Here is a 15,311-nt window from a genome sequence, read left to right on the forward strand (position 1 = left end):
CACTTTCTAGGGGCATGCCAGCAGTATATGGCTTCGGCGTAGGATTTAGATCGTGAGCGTCCGGTGAGCCGGTTTTGGTCGTGTGCATAATTGGCGCAAGTTACGTCACAGATGAATCATTTGTGACGTAACAGGGTATGAATGGCCAAGGTTGAGATCCTGACGGGTGCGGAGCGACAGCGGCGGTGGTCGACAGAACAGAAGCGTTCGATATTGCGCGAAGCGTTCAGCGCGGATGGCAGCGTGTCGGATGTGGCACGTCGGCACGACGTTCTTCCACAGCAGATTTACGCCTGGCGAAGGAAGCTCTCGCCACCCGAATTGAAACCTTCAGAGACCGTATCGTTCGTCCCGGTGTCGCTTGTCGGGGGAGCTGAGAGCTTGAGTGACGGCTTCAAGAGGAGCGGCGCTCGGTCTCGATGGAAAGGCGTTGAAATTGTCCTGAGGAATGGCCGCTTGCTGAGAATTGCGGCTGACATGGATCTTGAGGTGCTGTCCTCACTGGTCGCTTGCGTGGAGGCGGCATGATCGGGCCTTCCGGGAATGTACGGGTCTATCTGGCCTGCGGGGTAACCGATATGCGGCGTGGCATTGATGGTCTATCGGCGCTGGTCGAAACGGTCGTGAAGGAGGCACCGAGTTCCGGTGCGATCTTCGGCTTCCGCGGCAAGCGCGCTGACCGGATCAAGCTTCTCTGGTGGGACGGTCAGGGGTTCTGCCTGTTCTACAAGGTTCTGGAGCGCGGATACTTTCCGTGGCCGACGGCGAAAGAGGGCGTAGCGCACCTGACGCAGGCGCAGCTTTCCATGCTCGTTGAGGGGATCGACTGGCGCCGCCCGGCGTGGACGTCCGCTCCTGGTCGAACGGGGTAAAAGCTATATTTTGCAGGGAGATCCGGGGCAAAAAACTGGCGTTTTTGGCGCAAATCGGCTACCTTTGCGGGTATGGAAACAACGCCGCTGGACAGTCAGGACGAGCTATCTGCTTTGCGCGCGCTCGTCGCCGAGCAGGCGGCGAAACTTGAGAGCCAGGAAGCCGAGGTCATCAAGCGCGACTCCATCATCGGGCTTTTACGCGCGCAGTTGGAACTGCTCCGCCATCGGCAGCACGGCGCTTCTTCGGAAAAGGTCGACCGGAAGATCGAACAATTTGAGCTGATGCTGGAGGAGATCGAGGCCTCCCGTGCCGAGGCTGAACTGCGCTCCGGGAAAACTCCTCTGCCGGAGTTGGACCACGCATCCGAGAAGCCGAAGCGCAAGCCATTGCCCGATGGTCTTCCAACCGAAGAGCTGGTCTATGCGGCGCCCTGCAATTGCCCGACCTGTGGTGGCACTTCGTTCCTGAAGGCGGCCGACAGGGTGGTCCAGGTGTTGGAGCATGTGCCGGCGTCGGTCAAGATTGTCCGTCATGTCGAAAAGCGCATGATCTGCAGGGAGTGCGACACGACGGTAGCGGGTGAGATGCTGACCCTGCCGATCGAGCGCGGCAAACCCGGGCCGGGATTGCTGGCCCATATCATGGTCGCCAAATTCGACGATCACATTCCCCTCTACCGCCTGTCCGAGATGTACGACCGGTTGGGGATAGACATCTCCCGATCCGTGATGGCGGACTGGGTCGGTCGCGTCTCCGTTCTACTGGCTCCTCTCATCTTGCTGATCAGAGCCCATATTGCCGCGGTCGACCGAATACATACGGACGATACCCCGGTCGATGTTCTCGACCCCGGGCGAGGAAAGACGAAGACCGGCAGGGTCTGGGTCTATGTCTTCGATGGAAGCGGTTACCAGGACCCCACTCCCGGCGCGATCGCCTACTACTATAGCCCTGACCGCAAGGGCGAGCATCCGGCTGACCACCTCGCCACCTTCAGCGGTGTGATGCATGCCGACGGCTATGGGGGCTACAAGAAACTCTACGGCAACCAGATCATCGAAGCCGCGTGCATGGCGCATGTGCGCCGCAAGTTCCATGATGTGATCAAGCTGAAGCCGTCTCCGATCGCTGAGGAAGCGTTGTCGCGGATCGGAGCGCTCTACGATATCGAGGATCGTATCCGCGGCATGCCGGCTGACGAGCGGCGTACCCTGCGCCAACAACATGCCAGACCCATACTGGGAGAGTTGAAGGCCTGGATCGAGGATACGCTTCCGACGCTGCCACAGAAGCAGAAGCTGGCCGAAGCAATGCGATACGCCCTCTCGCGATGGACAGCCTTGAGCGTTTACATCGACGATGGCCGGGTCGAAATCGATAACAACATCGCTGAACGGGCCATGCGTCCGCTTGGAATCGGAAGAAAAAACTGGCTGTTCGCCGGCTCCGACAAGGGCGGCGAGCGCATCGCCAACATACTGACCATCATCGAGACTGCCAAACTCCATGGCCACAATCCGGAGGTCTATCTCACAGACGTGCTGACCCGGATCCAGGATCACCCCAAGAACCGACTTGAGGACCTGTTGCCCTGGAACTGGACACAGGCGAAAGACCGATACGAGGCGGCGTGATGGCACGATCGAGGTTCATCTATACGCTGAAAGAGGTCGCCAGTATGATCGGCGAGAACCTCGAACTCATCGAGGAGGTGACCGCCAACTCGGACAATATCGCCGGGGGTGAATTGGTTTATGTGCGCGATGGCAGTGAAGATGGCACGAAGGGTCTGACCGAAAATGGAATCGACGACCTTCAAAATCTACTCGCCGACATCAGGACCTGGGATGGTGGTATCCGCCAGTTCCTCGTCGACGAAAAATGCGATCCCGAGCTCATCGAGCGAGTCATGGCAGATGAGGTGAAGCGCGTCCCATAGATTCCTTCAACCACGCCATAATTCGTTCGCCGGACGCTCACTTTAGATCGGCGAGGGGCTTCCGATTGTTTAAGAGCAGAAGAATTTGGGCGACACTGTGGGCGACCGTAGCCTTGGGGGTTGTGTTTAGCGCACCTGCCAACGCAATGACGCTCGATGAAGCAGTAGCAAAGACCCTGAAAACCAATCCGCAGATCATGCAGGCGGTAGAAAATCGCGAGGCTGTGGAGTTCGAACTCCGACAGGCGCGAGGTCTTTATCTTCCTTCCATAGATCTGCAGGCGGGTGTAAGCCGACGTAGACTGTCAAACAGCGGTACGGGCACGCTGACTCGTGACTACGAGAACTTCAAGGGCTCCGATGCGAGCCTGACGATTACTCAAACATTGTTTGACGGCGGCAGCCGACGCTCTCAGGTCGAGCAGCAGGCATCGCGCGTTGATGGCGCTTCGTTCCGCGTTGTTGAGCGGTCCGAGTCGCTGGCTCTTCAAGTCACTCAAGATTATCTTGAGTATATCCTGCAGTCCAAGATCGTCGGTATCGCCCAGCAAAACGTCGCTTCCCACAACCAGATCCTCGGCGATATCGGCGCCAGCATCCAGGGTGGTGCGCTGACCGACGCCGACCGCCTGCAGGGCCGCGAGCGCCTCGAGGCGGCCCGGGCCCGGTTGCGCGAAGCCCAGGAAGAGCTGGAGCTCACCAAGATCCGCTTCCTGAAGACGGTCGGGGAACCGATCGGTCCGGTCAAGGTGCCGGTATCGCTCGCCAAGTTCATCCCGAAGACGCTCAACGACGCGATCTTCATCGCCAAGAAGAACAGCCCGCAGATTCACGCCGCCGATGCGGACGTCGATGCGGCTGATGCCGGTGTGCGTGGCTCGCGTTCCAGCTACCTGCCGAAGGTCGATCTTCAGGGTAGCGCACGTGTCGGTAACGACATCGACGGCAACCAGGGCAATACCAACGACGTTCAGGTTGGTGTGACAGCCCGTTGGAACCTCTATCGCGGCGGTATCGACCAGGCTCGCGAGCAGGAGCAGATCCGTCGCGCAAGCGAACAGCGCTACGGTCTGGCGCAGGCGCATCGCGAGGTTGAAGAATCCATTCGTTCCGCATGGAACGAGCGCAGCGGCCGCGGCGAACTGTCGACGATCCTGGCGCGCCAGTCCTCGACGAACGGCAGCCTCGTCTCCTCCTATCGCGAGCAGTTCAAGGTCAACCAGCGTTCGCTTCTCGACGTTCTGGATGCCCAGAACACCCGTTTCAATACCAGCATTCTTGCGGAGACCGCACGATTTGCTTCGCTTTTCGCCGAATACAAGATCCTGGCCGCATCGGGCAGCCTGCTTCAGTCGATGAAGCTCAAGCCCGTCGGTCAGGCTGAGGCGTATGCCCGGAATGAGTTTGCTGTCCCGGGTGGCGTCACGAATCCTGGCTATGTCGAAGTTGACTCCCGTCAAAAGGCTGGCATGCCCATGGATCTCCTGGCGCCGATCCGACAGTAACGGATTGGCAAGGACCAAATGCTCAACGTAAAGCTCGACCAAGACCGGTTGCGACAAAAGCTTCTCGATCTGCCATGGCTCCTGCCCCTGTGGTGAGGATCGGCGCGGCCTGTTCGAACACCTCGGGAGACCAGCGTAGGCGAACCACCTCGGGCGCGAAGACGGATATACCGCGGCTTCGACCATTCGTCATCAATACTCAGGTCGTCTTGCAAACCATTGAGGAAAGGCATGTTGGGCAGTGGATAGGTTTTACGCAGCAGCTGCCACGTAGGATTCTTGTCGAGTCTCAGTTGGGCTGGAAATCGGCGACTTAGGGGAGCAGTTTCATAGAGCCGCCCGAGCCTGGCGGTGCCTTCAAAATCAGCGCAGCATTCTCCAGCCTTCGTGCGAAGCAATGTGTCTGAAGACAGGCCTCGCCAAATATGTGCGCAGGATCATTCCCCTCTTTTCTGGCCGCCATTCCTATAGTAGCTACTTGCGCGAGGAAGTGAAAACCACCACCGGGCGCCCGCAAAGCGGTGAAACCAGCCATGCTCATTGCACATAAGATTGCTCTTGATCCGACAAATATGCAGCAAACCTATTTTGCGCGCGCTGCGGGAACGGCGCGGTTCGTTTACAATTGGGCGTTAGCTGAATGGAAGCGGCAGTATCTGATCGGTAGGGACGATCCGTCTTCACCTCTTCCAACGGAAATTTCGTTGCGTCGGCAGTTGAATGGGATGAAGCGCGAGACTTTCCCATGGATGTTCGATGTAACAAAATGCGCCACTCAGGAAGCAATCATCAATCTCGGCTTGGCCTTCCGCGCCTTCTTTGAAAAACGCGGAAAATATCCGCGATTTAAAACCAGGGGAAAGCGCGATAGTTTCTGTGCCGCAAACGAGGCGAATAAATTTCGCTGCGATGGTAGGCGGATTAAGCTTCCCGTCGTTGGTTGGGTCCGAATGCGTGAGGAGGTCCGTTTCAAGGGTAAACTGAAGCGCGTTACCGTGAGTCGCGAAGCCGATCGGTGGTTTGCCTCAATCATGGTCGATATTGAGGACGAGAAATCTATTCAGCAGCCTCTTGACGCCGTGGGCGTCGATCTCGAAACGACGCCATTTGCGACTCTGAGCGACGGTACCGATGTGGCCGAGCCAAAAGCTCATGTCGCCTTAATGACGCGGCTGAAGCGCAACAGTCGAGCGTTATCGCGAAAACTGCGGGGCTCGAAGAACGGCCAGAAGGCGAAGCGTCGCTTGGCCCGGCTGCAGACCCGAATCAGCAACGTACGCCAGGATGTACTACACAAGACGACTTCGAAGCTGACGAAGACTTATCGCCGTATCGGGATTAGCCATTCGACTGTCGATGTGATCGCGCGCACTCGCCTTACGGGTTCCATAAGGAATTTCTCTATCGTCGAATTCCGGCGCCAGCTGGATTACAAAGCGCGATTTTACGGCGCAATCATAGTTGTTGCCGACGAGTTTTTTCCTTCAAGCGAGACGTGTTCTTGCTGCGGCTCAGTGAAACCTGAGCTGGCGCTGTCGCCGCGAGTATATCATTGCGGCGATTGTGGATATGAGGCCAGGCGCGATTTCAATGCCGCTTGCAACCTGGAACAAATGGCCGCGAGCTTCGCGGTTCCCGCCTGTGGAGAGAAACGTTCTAACGCGAAGCATAAGCCTCGTGTGAAACGACCTCGATGAAGCAGGAACCAGACGACAACGTCAGCGCATAGCTTTGACAATCTATTCGTAGCGTTGTGTAGGTTCTGGAGAGCGGTTAGAGAAAATACGTTTGCGGTATGCCGTGGCGGAAATGCTAGAATGTAAGGCTCCACGTGAGGTCGTGTTGTCGGATAACCCCTCACCGGCTCAAATTGGGCGTCGATGCGATCTCCCGCTGCCTCGTCCCGGTCGACGCCATGGTCCGTCGAATGCGGCCGAAATCGCCTGCGAGGCTTGGAAATGCGGGGAACAAGCAGGGCCAACATTCTGATTTGCGCCCCGATCAATCGTAAGCGCTGTCCTGATCCCACCTTACGGATCATCGCTTGATCATTGATGTTCAACCTCGAAAGAGGGCTTGGACATATGTCGATTTCAGAACTTACGCTTAAATCCAAGGATGAGCCGATACGCCGGTTTGAGGTGTTCACAGGCAATGGCCGTCGTCGCGAATGGAGCGACGATCAGAAGGCGCAGATTATTGCGGAGAGTTGCGAGCCCGGGGTCACGGTGTGCTCTGTGGCGCGGCGGCATGGGTTGACGCCGCAGCAGTTGTTCACATGGCGACGGCTTGCCCGAAAGCCGTTTGATGTTCTTTCCGTGCCGGAGGAAGCACCAATGTTTGCACCAGCAGTCGTCGTGTCGCCCGAGAAGTCGGAACCGAAGAAGGCGCGGCAAGCAGGGTTGCCAAGAAGAACTTCTCCGGAGGCGGCTATTGAATTGCGGATTGATGGAGCAATGCTGCGCATTGCCTCTGGCACCGATGCTGCAACCATTGCCGCCGTCATCCAGGCGTTGAAGGCTCAATCGTGATTGGCCCGTCCGGTGCGGTAAAAGTGATGATCGCCACCAAGCCTGTCGACTTCCGCAAAGGTGCTGAAGGATTGGCGGCACTGGTAAAGGCTCAGATGGGTGCCGATCCGTTCTCGGGCACGATTTACGTGTTCCGGGCCAAGCGAACGGACCGGATCAAGCTGATCTTCTGGGACGGCAGCGGCGTGTGCCTGGTTGCCAAGCGGCTTGAGGATGGCGAGTTCCATTGGCCTCGAATGCATGACGGTGCGATGCATCTGACGGCCGCCCAGTTCTCGGCTCTGTTCGAAGGATTGGACTGGAAACGCGTGCATGCGCCGAGTGAAACGCGCACGCCGATAAAGGCCGGATAACGGGCGCGACCAATTGAACCAGAGCCATTCAGCCTCTCGTTCCGAGCGGCAAAATATGCTGTTCTCGCTCCATGACGATGACGGCAGACGAGCTTCCGGATGACCTGAACGCGCTGAAAGCGATGGTGCTTTCGCGTGAGGCGAAGAAAGCCCGCCTGCGGCAGATCATCAAGGAATTACAGCGTCACCGCTTTGGTCGACGGGCAGAGACGCTTCCCGAGGACCAGCTTCTGCTTGGGCTTGAAGAAGCCGAACAGATCGAGGCTGCCGGGCTGGAAGAGAAGGAACAGGGCTCAACTGCTCTGCGCCAGGCGCAGGTCGCCAAACGGCGCACCAACCGAGGTTCACTGCCAGCGCATCTGCCGCGCGTCGAGATCGTGGTCGATATCGATGACCGAGCCTGCCCCTGCTGCCGCAACGACCTGCATCGGATCGGCGAGGATGTCAGCGAGAAGCTCGATCTTGTGCCCGCCCAATTCCGGGTGCTTGTGCTGCGCCGCCCGAAGTATGCCTGCCGGGCCTGTGAAGAAGTCGTTGTCCAGGCTCCGGCCACGGCAAGGCTGATCGAAGGCGGCATCCCGACAGAGGCAACCGTCGCCCAGGTGCTGGTCTCTAAATATGCTGACCACCTGCCGCTGTTTCGCCAGGCGCAAATCTACAAGCGTCAGGGCATCGACCTCGACCGTTCGACGCTCGCCGACTGGGTCGGTCGCGCCGCCTGGCATCTACGCCCGGTCCATCAGCGGCTGCTTGATCATCTGAAGTCATCGTCGAAGCTCTTCGCCGACGAGACGACAGCCCCGGTGCTCGATCCGGGACGTGGCAAAACCAAGACCGGCCAGCTTTGGGCTTATGCACGAGATGACCGGCCGTGGCAGGGCGAAGACCCGCCCGGTGTCGCCTATGTCTATGCGCCAGATCGCAAAGGCGAACGACCGATGGCCCATCTCGACGGCTTCGTCGACATCCTGCAGGTAGACGGCTACAGTGGATATCGCCCGCTCGCGGCAAAGAACACCGTGTCGCTGGCCTTCTGCTGGTCCCACGTTCGACGCCGCTTCTATGAACTGGCTGCGGCCGGTCCGGCACCCATCGCCAGCGAGGCGCTGCGACGCATCGCCGAACTTTACAGGATCGAAGAAGAGATACGTGGCCGGACCCACGAGGAGCGTCGTGTCGCCCGTCAGGAAAAAAGTCGTCCGATCACCGACAGCCTCGCTCCCTGGCTGCGTGAACAACTCGGCTACATCAGTCAGAAGACAAAACTCGCCGAAGCAATCCGCTATGCCTTGTCACGCTGGGACGGCTTGACCCGCTTCATCGACGATGGCCGGATCGAGATCGATTCCAACGTCGTCGAACGGTCAATCAGGCCAATTGCCCTCAATCGCAAGAATGCGCTATTTGCCGGTTCTGACGCCGGGGCCGAACACTGGGCGACCATTGCCTCGCTCATCGAGACTGCCAAGCTCAACAATGTCGAGCCACTGGCCTATCTCTCAGACGTCCTCACCAAGATCGTCAACAATCATCCAAATAGCCAGATCGACGACCTGCTGCCTTGGGCCTATGCCGCAAAGCACGATCTCAAAGCCGTGGCCTGAAAACAGCGCTTACCAAGGATTACATCAACGATTGGGTGAAAGGGCATTTTCTACCGCAATCGGAACTGTCTAGGGGGCGAAACAAATACCACTACGTTCGCAGCCGGCGGTGGATGGCCGCCTATAGGCGGCGCTTAAAAGGCTGTGTCTAACTCAATCTTTTTAGCTCAGGGGCGTAGGATATGGCGGTCACGATCGCGACGCGGGCCTGCGTTTGTTCTTTGGTACAAGACCGTAAGAAAGCGACTGCTCAATCATGTCGCTTTCGTTTCAACAACTTAACGATTCCACGTGTCCCGAAGAGGTCGGGTCGCCGGTTCGTACCCTTTTAAGGCGGAGTGGCTGGCTGAACCTGTTTGGCCAATCAGCTTGAGGTTGTCTGCGATTGCTTTACCGCGACGCATTTCACCTCGGCAAGCAAGCCCGCATGTGCAAGCTCGGATACGCCGATGCGCGTCCATGCGTAGGTTCCTTTTGGGAAGACTTCGTTCTTCACCGTCCGGAAGATATCCATGTGCTTCGACATCTCAACATGATAGCTAGTCATCTCCACCACGTCGTCGAAGGTGCAGTTCGCTGCCTCAAGGACAATGCGCAGGTTTTCCCACATGGCGCGAAACTGCTCTTGCGCGTCCTCAATCACCTCAAGGTCCCTCGTGCGGCCGACTTGCCCGACGACGTAGATCGTGTGGCCGACCTTAACCGCCGGAGCATATCCTGCGCGTGCCACGATTTCGCGCATTTCCTCCGGAATGATGACTTCTCGATCCATCGTCCTGCCCTTTTCCTCTTAGAGAGAGGCGGCCCAGTCAGAGAAAGGCGGCGCCTCAACGTAACGGCCTTTCTCCATAATCACAGAAAACATCACTTGCAATAGGAACTGAATGGTTCCATATTGGCCTCATGGTTAAACACAGTCAGACATCCCCGTCCGCCGGACGCCCTCGCGAATTCGAGCTTGATGACGCCGTGCGCAAGGCGATGGGCGTATTCTGGGATCGTGGATATCACGATGCCTCCTTGCCTGACTTGCTCGAAGGCATGGAATTATCGAGAGGCAGTTTCTACAAGGCGTTTGTAGACAAGCGGGGCGTCTATCTCCGTGCGCTTGATGTCTACATCGACGATGCCATTCGAAAGACTGGGGAAATCCTGCATTCCAACTCGTCGCCGAAAGCTGCCATCAAAGAAGCATTCTCGCGGCAAGTCGAAGAGTCTTCCGGCAAGGAGGGACTGCGTGGATGCTTTGTCGTGTTGTCGGCTGTGGAAATGCTTCCGGCAGACGAAGAGGTTTCTGCTCGAATTGCGCGATTGTTTCGGCGACTGCAAGATTTATACGCGGCGGCGATCATAAGAGCTCAAGCCCTGGGTGAGATTGATCCTGAACTGGACGATCGAACGCTAGCGCGGTTCCTCGTGTGTCAGATTCAAGGAATGAGAGTTTTAGGGAAAGCAGGAGCGGATCGAGACGCGACAAAGGCAATGGTCGACTTCGCGCTGAAACCTTTCGACTGACTTTAATTTGGAACTAAATGGTTCCTAAAAGACGCATCTGTACAAGCCGATTGATCGGCTCTGCCAATCGACATGGAGAGACTTTTGGAACATGTCCGTAATATTGAGCAAGCCAATGACCCGCGCAGATGGACCGCATTGGTCATTCTATTGACCGGAGCGTTCTTGCCGCCCCTGGATTTCTTCATCGTCAACGTGGCGCTGCCCTCGATCCGTGAGGACTTCCACGCCTCTGCATCGACAATGCAACTGATCATCTCGGGCTACGCCACCACCTACGCCGTCATGCTGATCACTGGCGGCAGATTTGGGGATCTCTACGGTCGTCGGAATGTCTTCCTGGCAGGGATGGTCGCGTTCGCAGGCGCCTCCGCCTTATGCGGCTTTGCTTGGTCGCCAGCGGTACTGGTTCTCGGCCGGATCCTTCAGGGGTTCGCTGCAGCGATCATGGCGCCGCAGGCTTTGGCCTCCATCAACGCAATCTTTCCCGAGCACGAGAAATCAAAGGCGCTCAGCTTTTACGCGCTGACATTCGGTATCGCATCTATGGCGGGGTTGTTTCTCGGTGGGGTTCTGATTGCGCTCGATATTTTTGAGCTGGGATGGAGGGCCATCTTCCTCATCAACCTTCCCGTGATCGCCATAGCGGCGCCGTCCGCGGTGATGGCATTGCGTGAGACGCGATCTGAGCACGCAAGCAAACTGGACCTCGGCGGAGCTGTGCTGATTGCACTCGCGCTTTGTGCGCTGATCTGGCCGCTCATCGAGGGCCGTGAGCATGGCTGGCCGGTCTGGTCACTTCTGATGCTTGCCGCTTCGCTGCCGCTTCTAGTCCTGTTTTGGCATTACGAGCAGAAGGTGGAGGCGGCTGGAAGAGATCCGATCCTCGCACCGCGCCTGCTTCAGGTTCCGGGATTGAAGCGCGGGCTGCTCGCCGCATTGTTCTTCTATGCCTTTGCGGCCTTCTGGCTGACATTTTCGGTTTATCAACAAAGCGGCCTTGGTCGCACACCATTTGAGGCCGGGCTTGCAATCCTTCCCGCGGCGGTCGGCTTCGTCTTGGGGCCATTTGCGAGTGGGCACATTTTCCGCCTTTTCGGTCGATATTCCACCGCGGCAGGCATGTCCCTGGAGGCTGCCGGATTGTTCGGCACGGCAGCCCTGATCTCGTTCGGGACGCCGGAGTATCTTTTCGTTGCATTGTTCGTCGTAGGTGCCGGACAAGGAATTGCCCTTCCAAATCTCGTGAGGACAGTCGTCCAGCGGGTTGACCCGACGCAGTCTGGTTTGGCGTCCGGCCTGGTCAATTCGATGCTTCAGATTGGCGGCGCTTTAGCGACAGCTCTGATCGGCGGATTGTTCTTTTCGATCCTGGGCTCATCGAACGATGTCGGATCGATTGGCCATGCCTACAGCGTAGCAGCAGTCGCGATCGGTCTTTGTCTTCTCATTGCAGGTTGGCTTTCTGCCGACCTCGGACCGAAGAAAGAGATCGTCCGATAAGCAAGAGCCTCTGCAGGGTTGATCATCGGTTTGTCCATTGAGGGCGGGACCGCTGACAACGTCTCATCGGCCACCAGCCCACCCAATCATTTCCCTACGGATTGAAACCCAAGATTTCGAGGTAACCGCCCCATGGACATCACCCCAAACCTTCCTCTTGCAGGCAAACGAGCGCTTGTGACCGGTGCAGCACGCGGTATCGGCGCGGCCATCGCGCTGAAGCTGGCTCAGGATGGTGCCGATGTTGCAATCACATATGAGAAGTCGGCCGAAAAGGCCGAAGCTCTCGCCGCACAGATCGTCGCGCTGGGCCGCAAAGCTGTCGCCATCCAGGCCGATGCCGCGAGAGTCGAGACCGCGACGGCCACTGTCGATAAGACTGTCGGTGACCTTGGCGGCCTCGACATACTGGTCAACAACGCCGGCGTCCTTTTTGCTGGTGAATTTGCCACTCAGCCTTTGGAGGAAATTCAATTGCAGCTGGACGTCAATGCTCGCGGCGTCTTCTTGATGACGCAGGCGGCGCTAAAGCATATCCCCAACGGAGGCCGCATCATCAGTACCGGCAGCAATGCAGGCCTAGCTGTCCCCTTCGCAGGGATTGCGGTCTATGCAGCGACCAAGTCCGCTCTGGAAAGTTTCACCCGTGGTCTCGCGCGCGAACTGGGTCCGCGGGAGACTACTGTCAATTTGGTACGGCCGGGCCCAATCGACACCGACATGAACCCCGCCGACGGCGCCTTGGCGCCTGCTATCCTGCCGAGCCTGTCGATTGCCCGCTACGGTCGCACTCGAGAGGTTGCAGAGGCCGTTGCCTTCCTTGCGGGGCCGGGCGCTGGTTACATCACCGGCTCGGGCATTCTCGTCGATGGCGGCATAAGCGCTTGATCATTAGGCAAGGCGAGACCTGCCGATTGGCAAACCACGCTCTCGCTGCAAAATTGGAGATGATATGGAATATACGCGCCTTGGAAATACCGGCCTTGAGGTATCTCGCCTCTGCCTTGGGTGCATGAGCTACGGGGAACCCGATCGTGGCAGTCATCCATGGACGCTGACGGAAGAGCAAAGTCGCGCCTTTATCCGCAAAGCGATCGAATTGGGGATCAACTTCTTCGATACCGCCAATGTCTACTCTGATGGAACGAGCGAAGAAATTCTCGGCCGCGCTATAAGGGACTTCTCGACGAGAGACGACGTCGTCATCGCGACGAAGGTCAACGGCCGGATGAAGCCGGGACCAAATGGCGCCGGTCTGTCCCGCAAAGTTATTCTTTCGGAGATCGATGCCAGCCTGAAGCGGTTGGGGACTGACTATGTCGATCTCTACCAGATCCACCGCTTCGACCATCACACGCCGATCGAGGAAACGCTGGAAGCTTTGCATGACGTCGTAAAGGCGGGCAAAGCCCGCTACATCGGTGCGTCGTCGATGTACGCGTGGCAGTTCTCGAAAATGCTTTCCGTCTCGCAGGCGAACGGATGGTCAAGGTTCGTCTCCATGCAGAACCACCTAAACCTGCTCTATCGTGAAGAGGAGAGAGAGATGCTCCCGCTTTGCAAAGCAGACGGTATCGGCGTTATCCCGTGGAGCCCACTCGCACGTGGCCGTCTGACCCGCGATTGGAGCGCGCAGAGCGAGCGCTCCGAAACCGATGAGATCGGAAAGGGTCTTTACACCCGAACCACCGAGGACGCCGACAGACGCGTGGCGGAGGCGGTTGCCAGGATTGCGCAGGAGAGGGAAGTGCCCAGAGCACAGATTGCGTTGGCATGGGTTCTATCTAAATCCGAGATCACGGCACCCATCATTGGCGCAACCAAGTTGTATCACCTGGACGATGCTGCCGCTGCGCTAGACGTCAGGCTCACCGCTGCTGAAATACAAGCTCTCGAGATCAACTACATTCCACACGCGGTTGTTGGGTTTTCCTGACGCAACGGGTTGGCCTCGAGCTTGCGTGCGTCCATGGCCAGCCCGGTCATGGGTGTTCTGTCTGGTCGACATGGCCGCTCAAGCGACGGAACGTCGATGTCCACCGACGGCGGAAATAGAGAAGCATTTTGCTCTTGACCTTCTACCTACTAAAAGGTAGATGAACCGTATGAGCAATCTTTCAACCACTTCCGACGACATTTTGGCTTCTGCCGGAACTCTCCTCATGAACGGGGGCTATAATGGATTCAGCTATGCTGACATCTCGGAAGAGGTTGGAATCCGCAAGGCCAGCATCCACCATCATTTTCCCAGCAAAGTGGATCTAGTGCGTGAGCTGGTCAAACGTTATCGCGAAGATGGTCAGGCAACTGTGGCGATCCTTGAGCAAAACGTCCCTGACGCCTTGGACATGCTCAAAGTGTATGCCAACCACTGGGCAAAATGCATCGAGGATGCCAGCCGACCCTACTGCGTGTGCGCTTTGCTTGCCAGTGAGCTTCCGTCCCTGCCGCCGGAGGTCGCCAAGGAGGTTACGGCGTTCTTCCGCTTCATCTCTTCGTGGCTGACATCTGTGATGGAGCGTGGCTCGAGGGAAGGCGCACTAATCCTCACCAGTGAGCCCCACGTCGAAGCAGAAGCATTTCTCGCGACCGTCTATGGGGCGATGCTGTCGGCAAGAGCCTATGGGAAAGCGGATGTTTTCCCGATGATCCTCGCACCTGTCCTCAACCGGCTCACGCCGACCGTCTCTCACTAATCCTGCGTGGCGAGGCTGCTCAGGTAAATCGCGTCCAACAAAACTACCAACTAGTAGGAAGATAAGAGTGAAAAATGTTTTCCCAACTCTAGCCCTCGGGCTGACCAGCATCCTTTCTGTAACTGTCCTTTCGACACTCGCTTCTGCCGAGGATAAGAAAGCCGCGCCGATCCATGTTCGCGGCAGCATCGTCGACTACCAGGGGTCAACGCTCAAAGTGAAAACGCGCGAAGGCGAGACAATCGATGTCGCGCTTGCCGACGACTGGAAAGTCGCGGGCGTGGCCGACGCAAAGGTCACCGACATCAAGCCGGGCGATTTTGTCGGCATCGCATCTCTGCCGAAGGCCGATGGCGGTGATGGCGCGCTCGAGGTTCTGATTTTCCCGCCGGCCATGAAGGGCACGGGCGAAGGTAGCTATGGCTGGGATCTCAAACCCGACAGCAGCATGACCAATGCGACGGTTGCTGATGCCGTAAAGGGCGTCGATGGACGCACTGTGACTGTGACCTATCACGGCAAGGAGAAGAAAATCGCCATCCCGGATGGCACCCCTGTCGTGACCATTGCTGCGGCAGCCAAGGATGACCTCGTTCCCGGCGCCGTTGTCTTCATCACCGCCGAAAAGGCTGCGACTGGCCCCATCGCCCATCAGGTGGTCGTCGGCAAGAATGGCGTGGTTCCCCCCATGTGAAGACCACGCCGTCACTGGCCGGAGCACCCGCCCCACTGCTCCGGCCAGCGACTAGATATTGATGCTGCCTGTCTGCAGCCGTGAGATGTCACTGA

16 protein-coding genes are annotated in these 15,311 nt (G+C 57.8%); 15 read left to right on the forward strand and 1 reads right to left on the reverse strand.

The features are described 5' to 3' along the window. The first annotated feature begins 141 nt into the window (after positions 1-141). The 9 genes from tnpA (ACSQ8R_RS22280) (at position 142) to tnpC (ACSQ8R_RS22320) (ending at position 8,808) form a co-directional block, all read left to right on the forward strand. Positions 142-528 (forward strand): IS66-like element accessory protein TnpA, encoded by a 387-nt coding sequence (tnpA, locus tag ACSQ8R_RS22280; protein WP_436252705.1) that lies wholly within the window; start codon positions 142-144, stop codon positions 526-528. Further along, a complete protein-coding gene (tnpB, locus tag ACSQ8R_RS22285; RefSeq protein ID WP_132442462.1) occupies positions 525-872 on the forward strand; it encodes an IS66 family insertion sequence element accessory protein TnpB in 348 nt (115 codons plus the stop codon). The genes tnpA (ACSQ8R_RS22280) and tnpB (ACSQ8R_RS22285) overlap by 4 nt, the downstream gene beginning before the upstream one ends. 72 nt (positions 873-944) lie before the next feature. Next, on the forward strand, positions 945-2,510 hold the full coding sequence (gene tnpC, locus ACSQ8R_RS22290; RefSeq protein WP_436252704.1) for an IS66 family transposase: 1,566 nt from the start codon (positions 945-947) through the stop codon (positions 2,508-2,510). Next, positions 2,510-2,815: a hypothetical protein gene (locus tag ACSQ8R_RS22295; RefSeq protein ID WP_436252703.1), complete on the forward strand. Its 306-nt coding sequence runs from the start codon at positions 2,510-2,512 to the stop codon at positions 2,813-2,815. Before tnpC (ACSQ8R_RS22290) ends, ACSQ8R_RS22295 begins: the two co-directional genes overlap by 1 nt. 65 nt (positions 2,816-2,880) lie before the next feature. Then, a complete protein-coding gene (locus tag ACSQ8R_RS22300; protein ID WP_436255590.1) occupies positions 2,881-4,320 on the forward strand; it encodes a TolC family outer membrane protein in 1,440 nt (479 codons plus the stop codon). A gap of 533 nt (positions 4,321-4,853) precedes the next feature. Beyond that, complete coding sequence (locus ACSQ8R_RS22305) at positions 4,854-6,017, forward strand: RNA-guided endonuclease InsQ/TnpB family protein (protein WP_436255591.1); 1,164 nt, start codon at positions 4,854-4,856, stop codon at positions 6,015-6,017. 387 nt (positions 6,018-6,404) lie between these two features. After that, the gene (tnpA, locus tag ACSQ8R_RS22310; RefSeq protein WP_436255592.1) at positions 6,405-6,851 is read left to right on the forward strand and encodes an IS66-like element accessory protein TnpA; all 447 of its coding nucleotides are present in this window, start codon (positions 6,405-6,407) and stop codon (positions 6,849-6,851) included. Next, positions 6,848-7,204: an IS66 family insertion sequence element accessory protein TnpB gene (gene tnpB, locus ACSQ8R_RS22315; protein WP_436255593.1), complete on the forward strand. Its 357-nt coding sequence runs from the start codon at positions 6,848-6,850 to the stop codon at positions 7,202-7,204. The genes tnpA (ACSQ8R_RS22310) and tnpB (ACSQ8R_RS22315) overlap by 4 nt, the downstream gene beginning before the upstream one ends. Positions 7,205-7,275: 71 nt before the next feature. Continuing rightward, on the forward strand, positions 7,276-8,808 hold the full coding sequence (gene tnpC, locus ACSQ8R_RS22320; RefSeq protein ID WP_436255594.1) for an IS66 family transposase: 1,533 nt from the start codon (positions 7,276-7,278) through the stop codon (positions 8,806-8,808). 364 nt (positions 8,809-9,172) lie between these two features. Here the strand turns inward: tnpC (ACSQ8R_RS22320) and ACSQ8R_RS22325 are convergent, their stop codons facing one another. Continuing rightward, complete coding sequence (locus ACSQ8R_RS22325) at positions 9,173-9,580, reverse strand: RidA family protein (protein ID WP_310221644.1); 408 nt, start codon at positions 9,578-9,580, stop codon at positions 9,173-9,175. Positions 9,581-9,777: 197 nt separating this feature from the next. Here ACSQ8R_RS22325 and ACSQ8R_RS22330 point away from each other — a divergent pair, with 197 nt between their 5' ends. The 6 genes from ACSQ8R_RS22330 (at position 9,778) to ACSQ8R_RS22355 (ending at position 15,216) form a co-directional block, all read left to right on the forward strand. Then, on the forward strand, positions 9,778-10,323 hold the full coding sequence (locus ACSQ8R_RS22330) for a TetR/AcrR family transcriptional regulator (RefSeq protein WP_436255595.1): 546 nt from the start codon (positions 9,778-9,780) through the stop codon (positions 10,321-10,323). Positions 10,324-10,407: 84 nt separating this feature from the next. Continuing rightward, a complete protein-coding gene (locus ACSQ8R_RS22335) occupies positions 10,408-11,826 on the forward strand; it encodes an MFS transporter (RefSeq protein WP_436255596.1) in 1,419 nt (472 codons plus the stop codon). A 132-nt stretch (positions 11,827-11,958) separates the two neighbouring features. Further along, entirely contained in the window at positions 11,959-12,714 is a 756-nt protein-coding gene (locus tag ACSQ8R_RS22340) for an SDR family oxidoreductase (RefSeq protein ID WP_436255597.1), read from the forward strand. Between the two features lie 64 nt (positions 12,715-12,778). Beyond that, entirely contained in the window at positions 12,779-13,762 is a 984-nt protein-coding gene (locus tag ACSQ8R_RS22345; RefSeq protein WP_436255598.1) for an aldo/keto reductase, read from the forward strand. A gap of 169 nt (positions 13,763-13,931) precedes the next feature. Beyond that, complete coding sequence (locus tag ACSQ8R_RS22350; protein ID WP_436255599.1) at positions 13,932-14,522, forward strand: TetR/AcrR family transcriptional regulator; 591 nt, start codon at positions 13,932-13,934, stop codon at positions 14,520-14,522. A gap of 67 nt (positions 14,523-14,589) precedes the next feature. Further along, on the forward strand, positions 14,590-15,216 hold the full coding sequence (locus ACSQ8R_RS22355; protein WP_436255600.1) for a hypothetical protein: 627 nt from the start codon (positions 14,590-14,592) through the stop codon (positions 15,214-15,216). Positions 15,217-15,311 lie beyond the last annotated feature (95 nt).

The organism is Neorhizobium sp. LjRoot104, from assembly GCF_964253725.1.
GTDB lineage: Bacteria > Pseudomonadota > Alphaproteobacteria > Rhizobiales > Rhizobiaceae > Neorhizobium.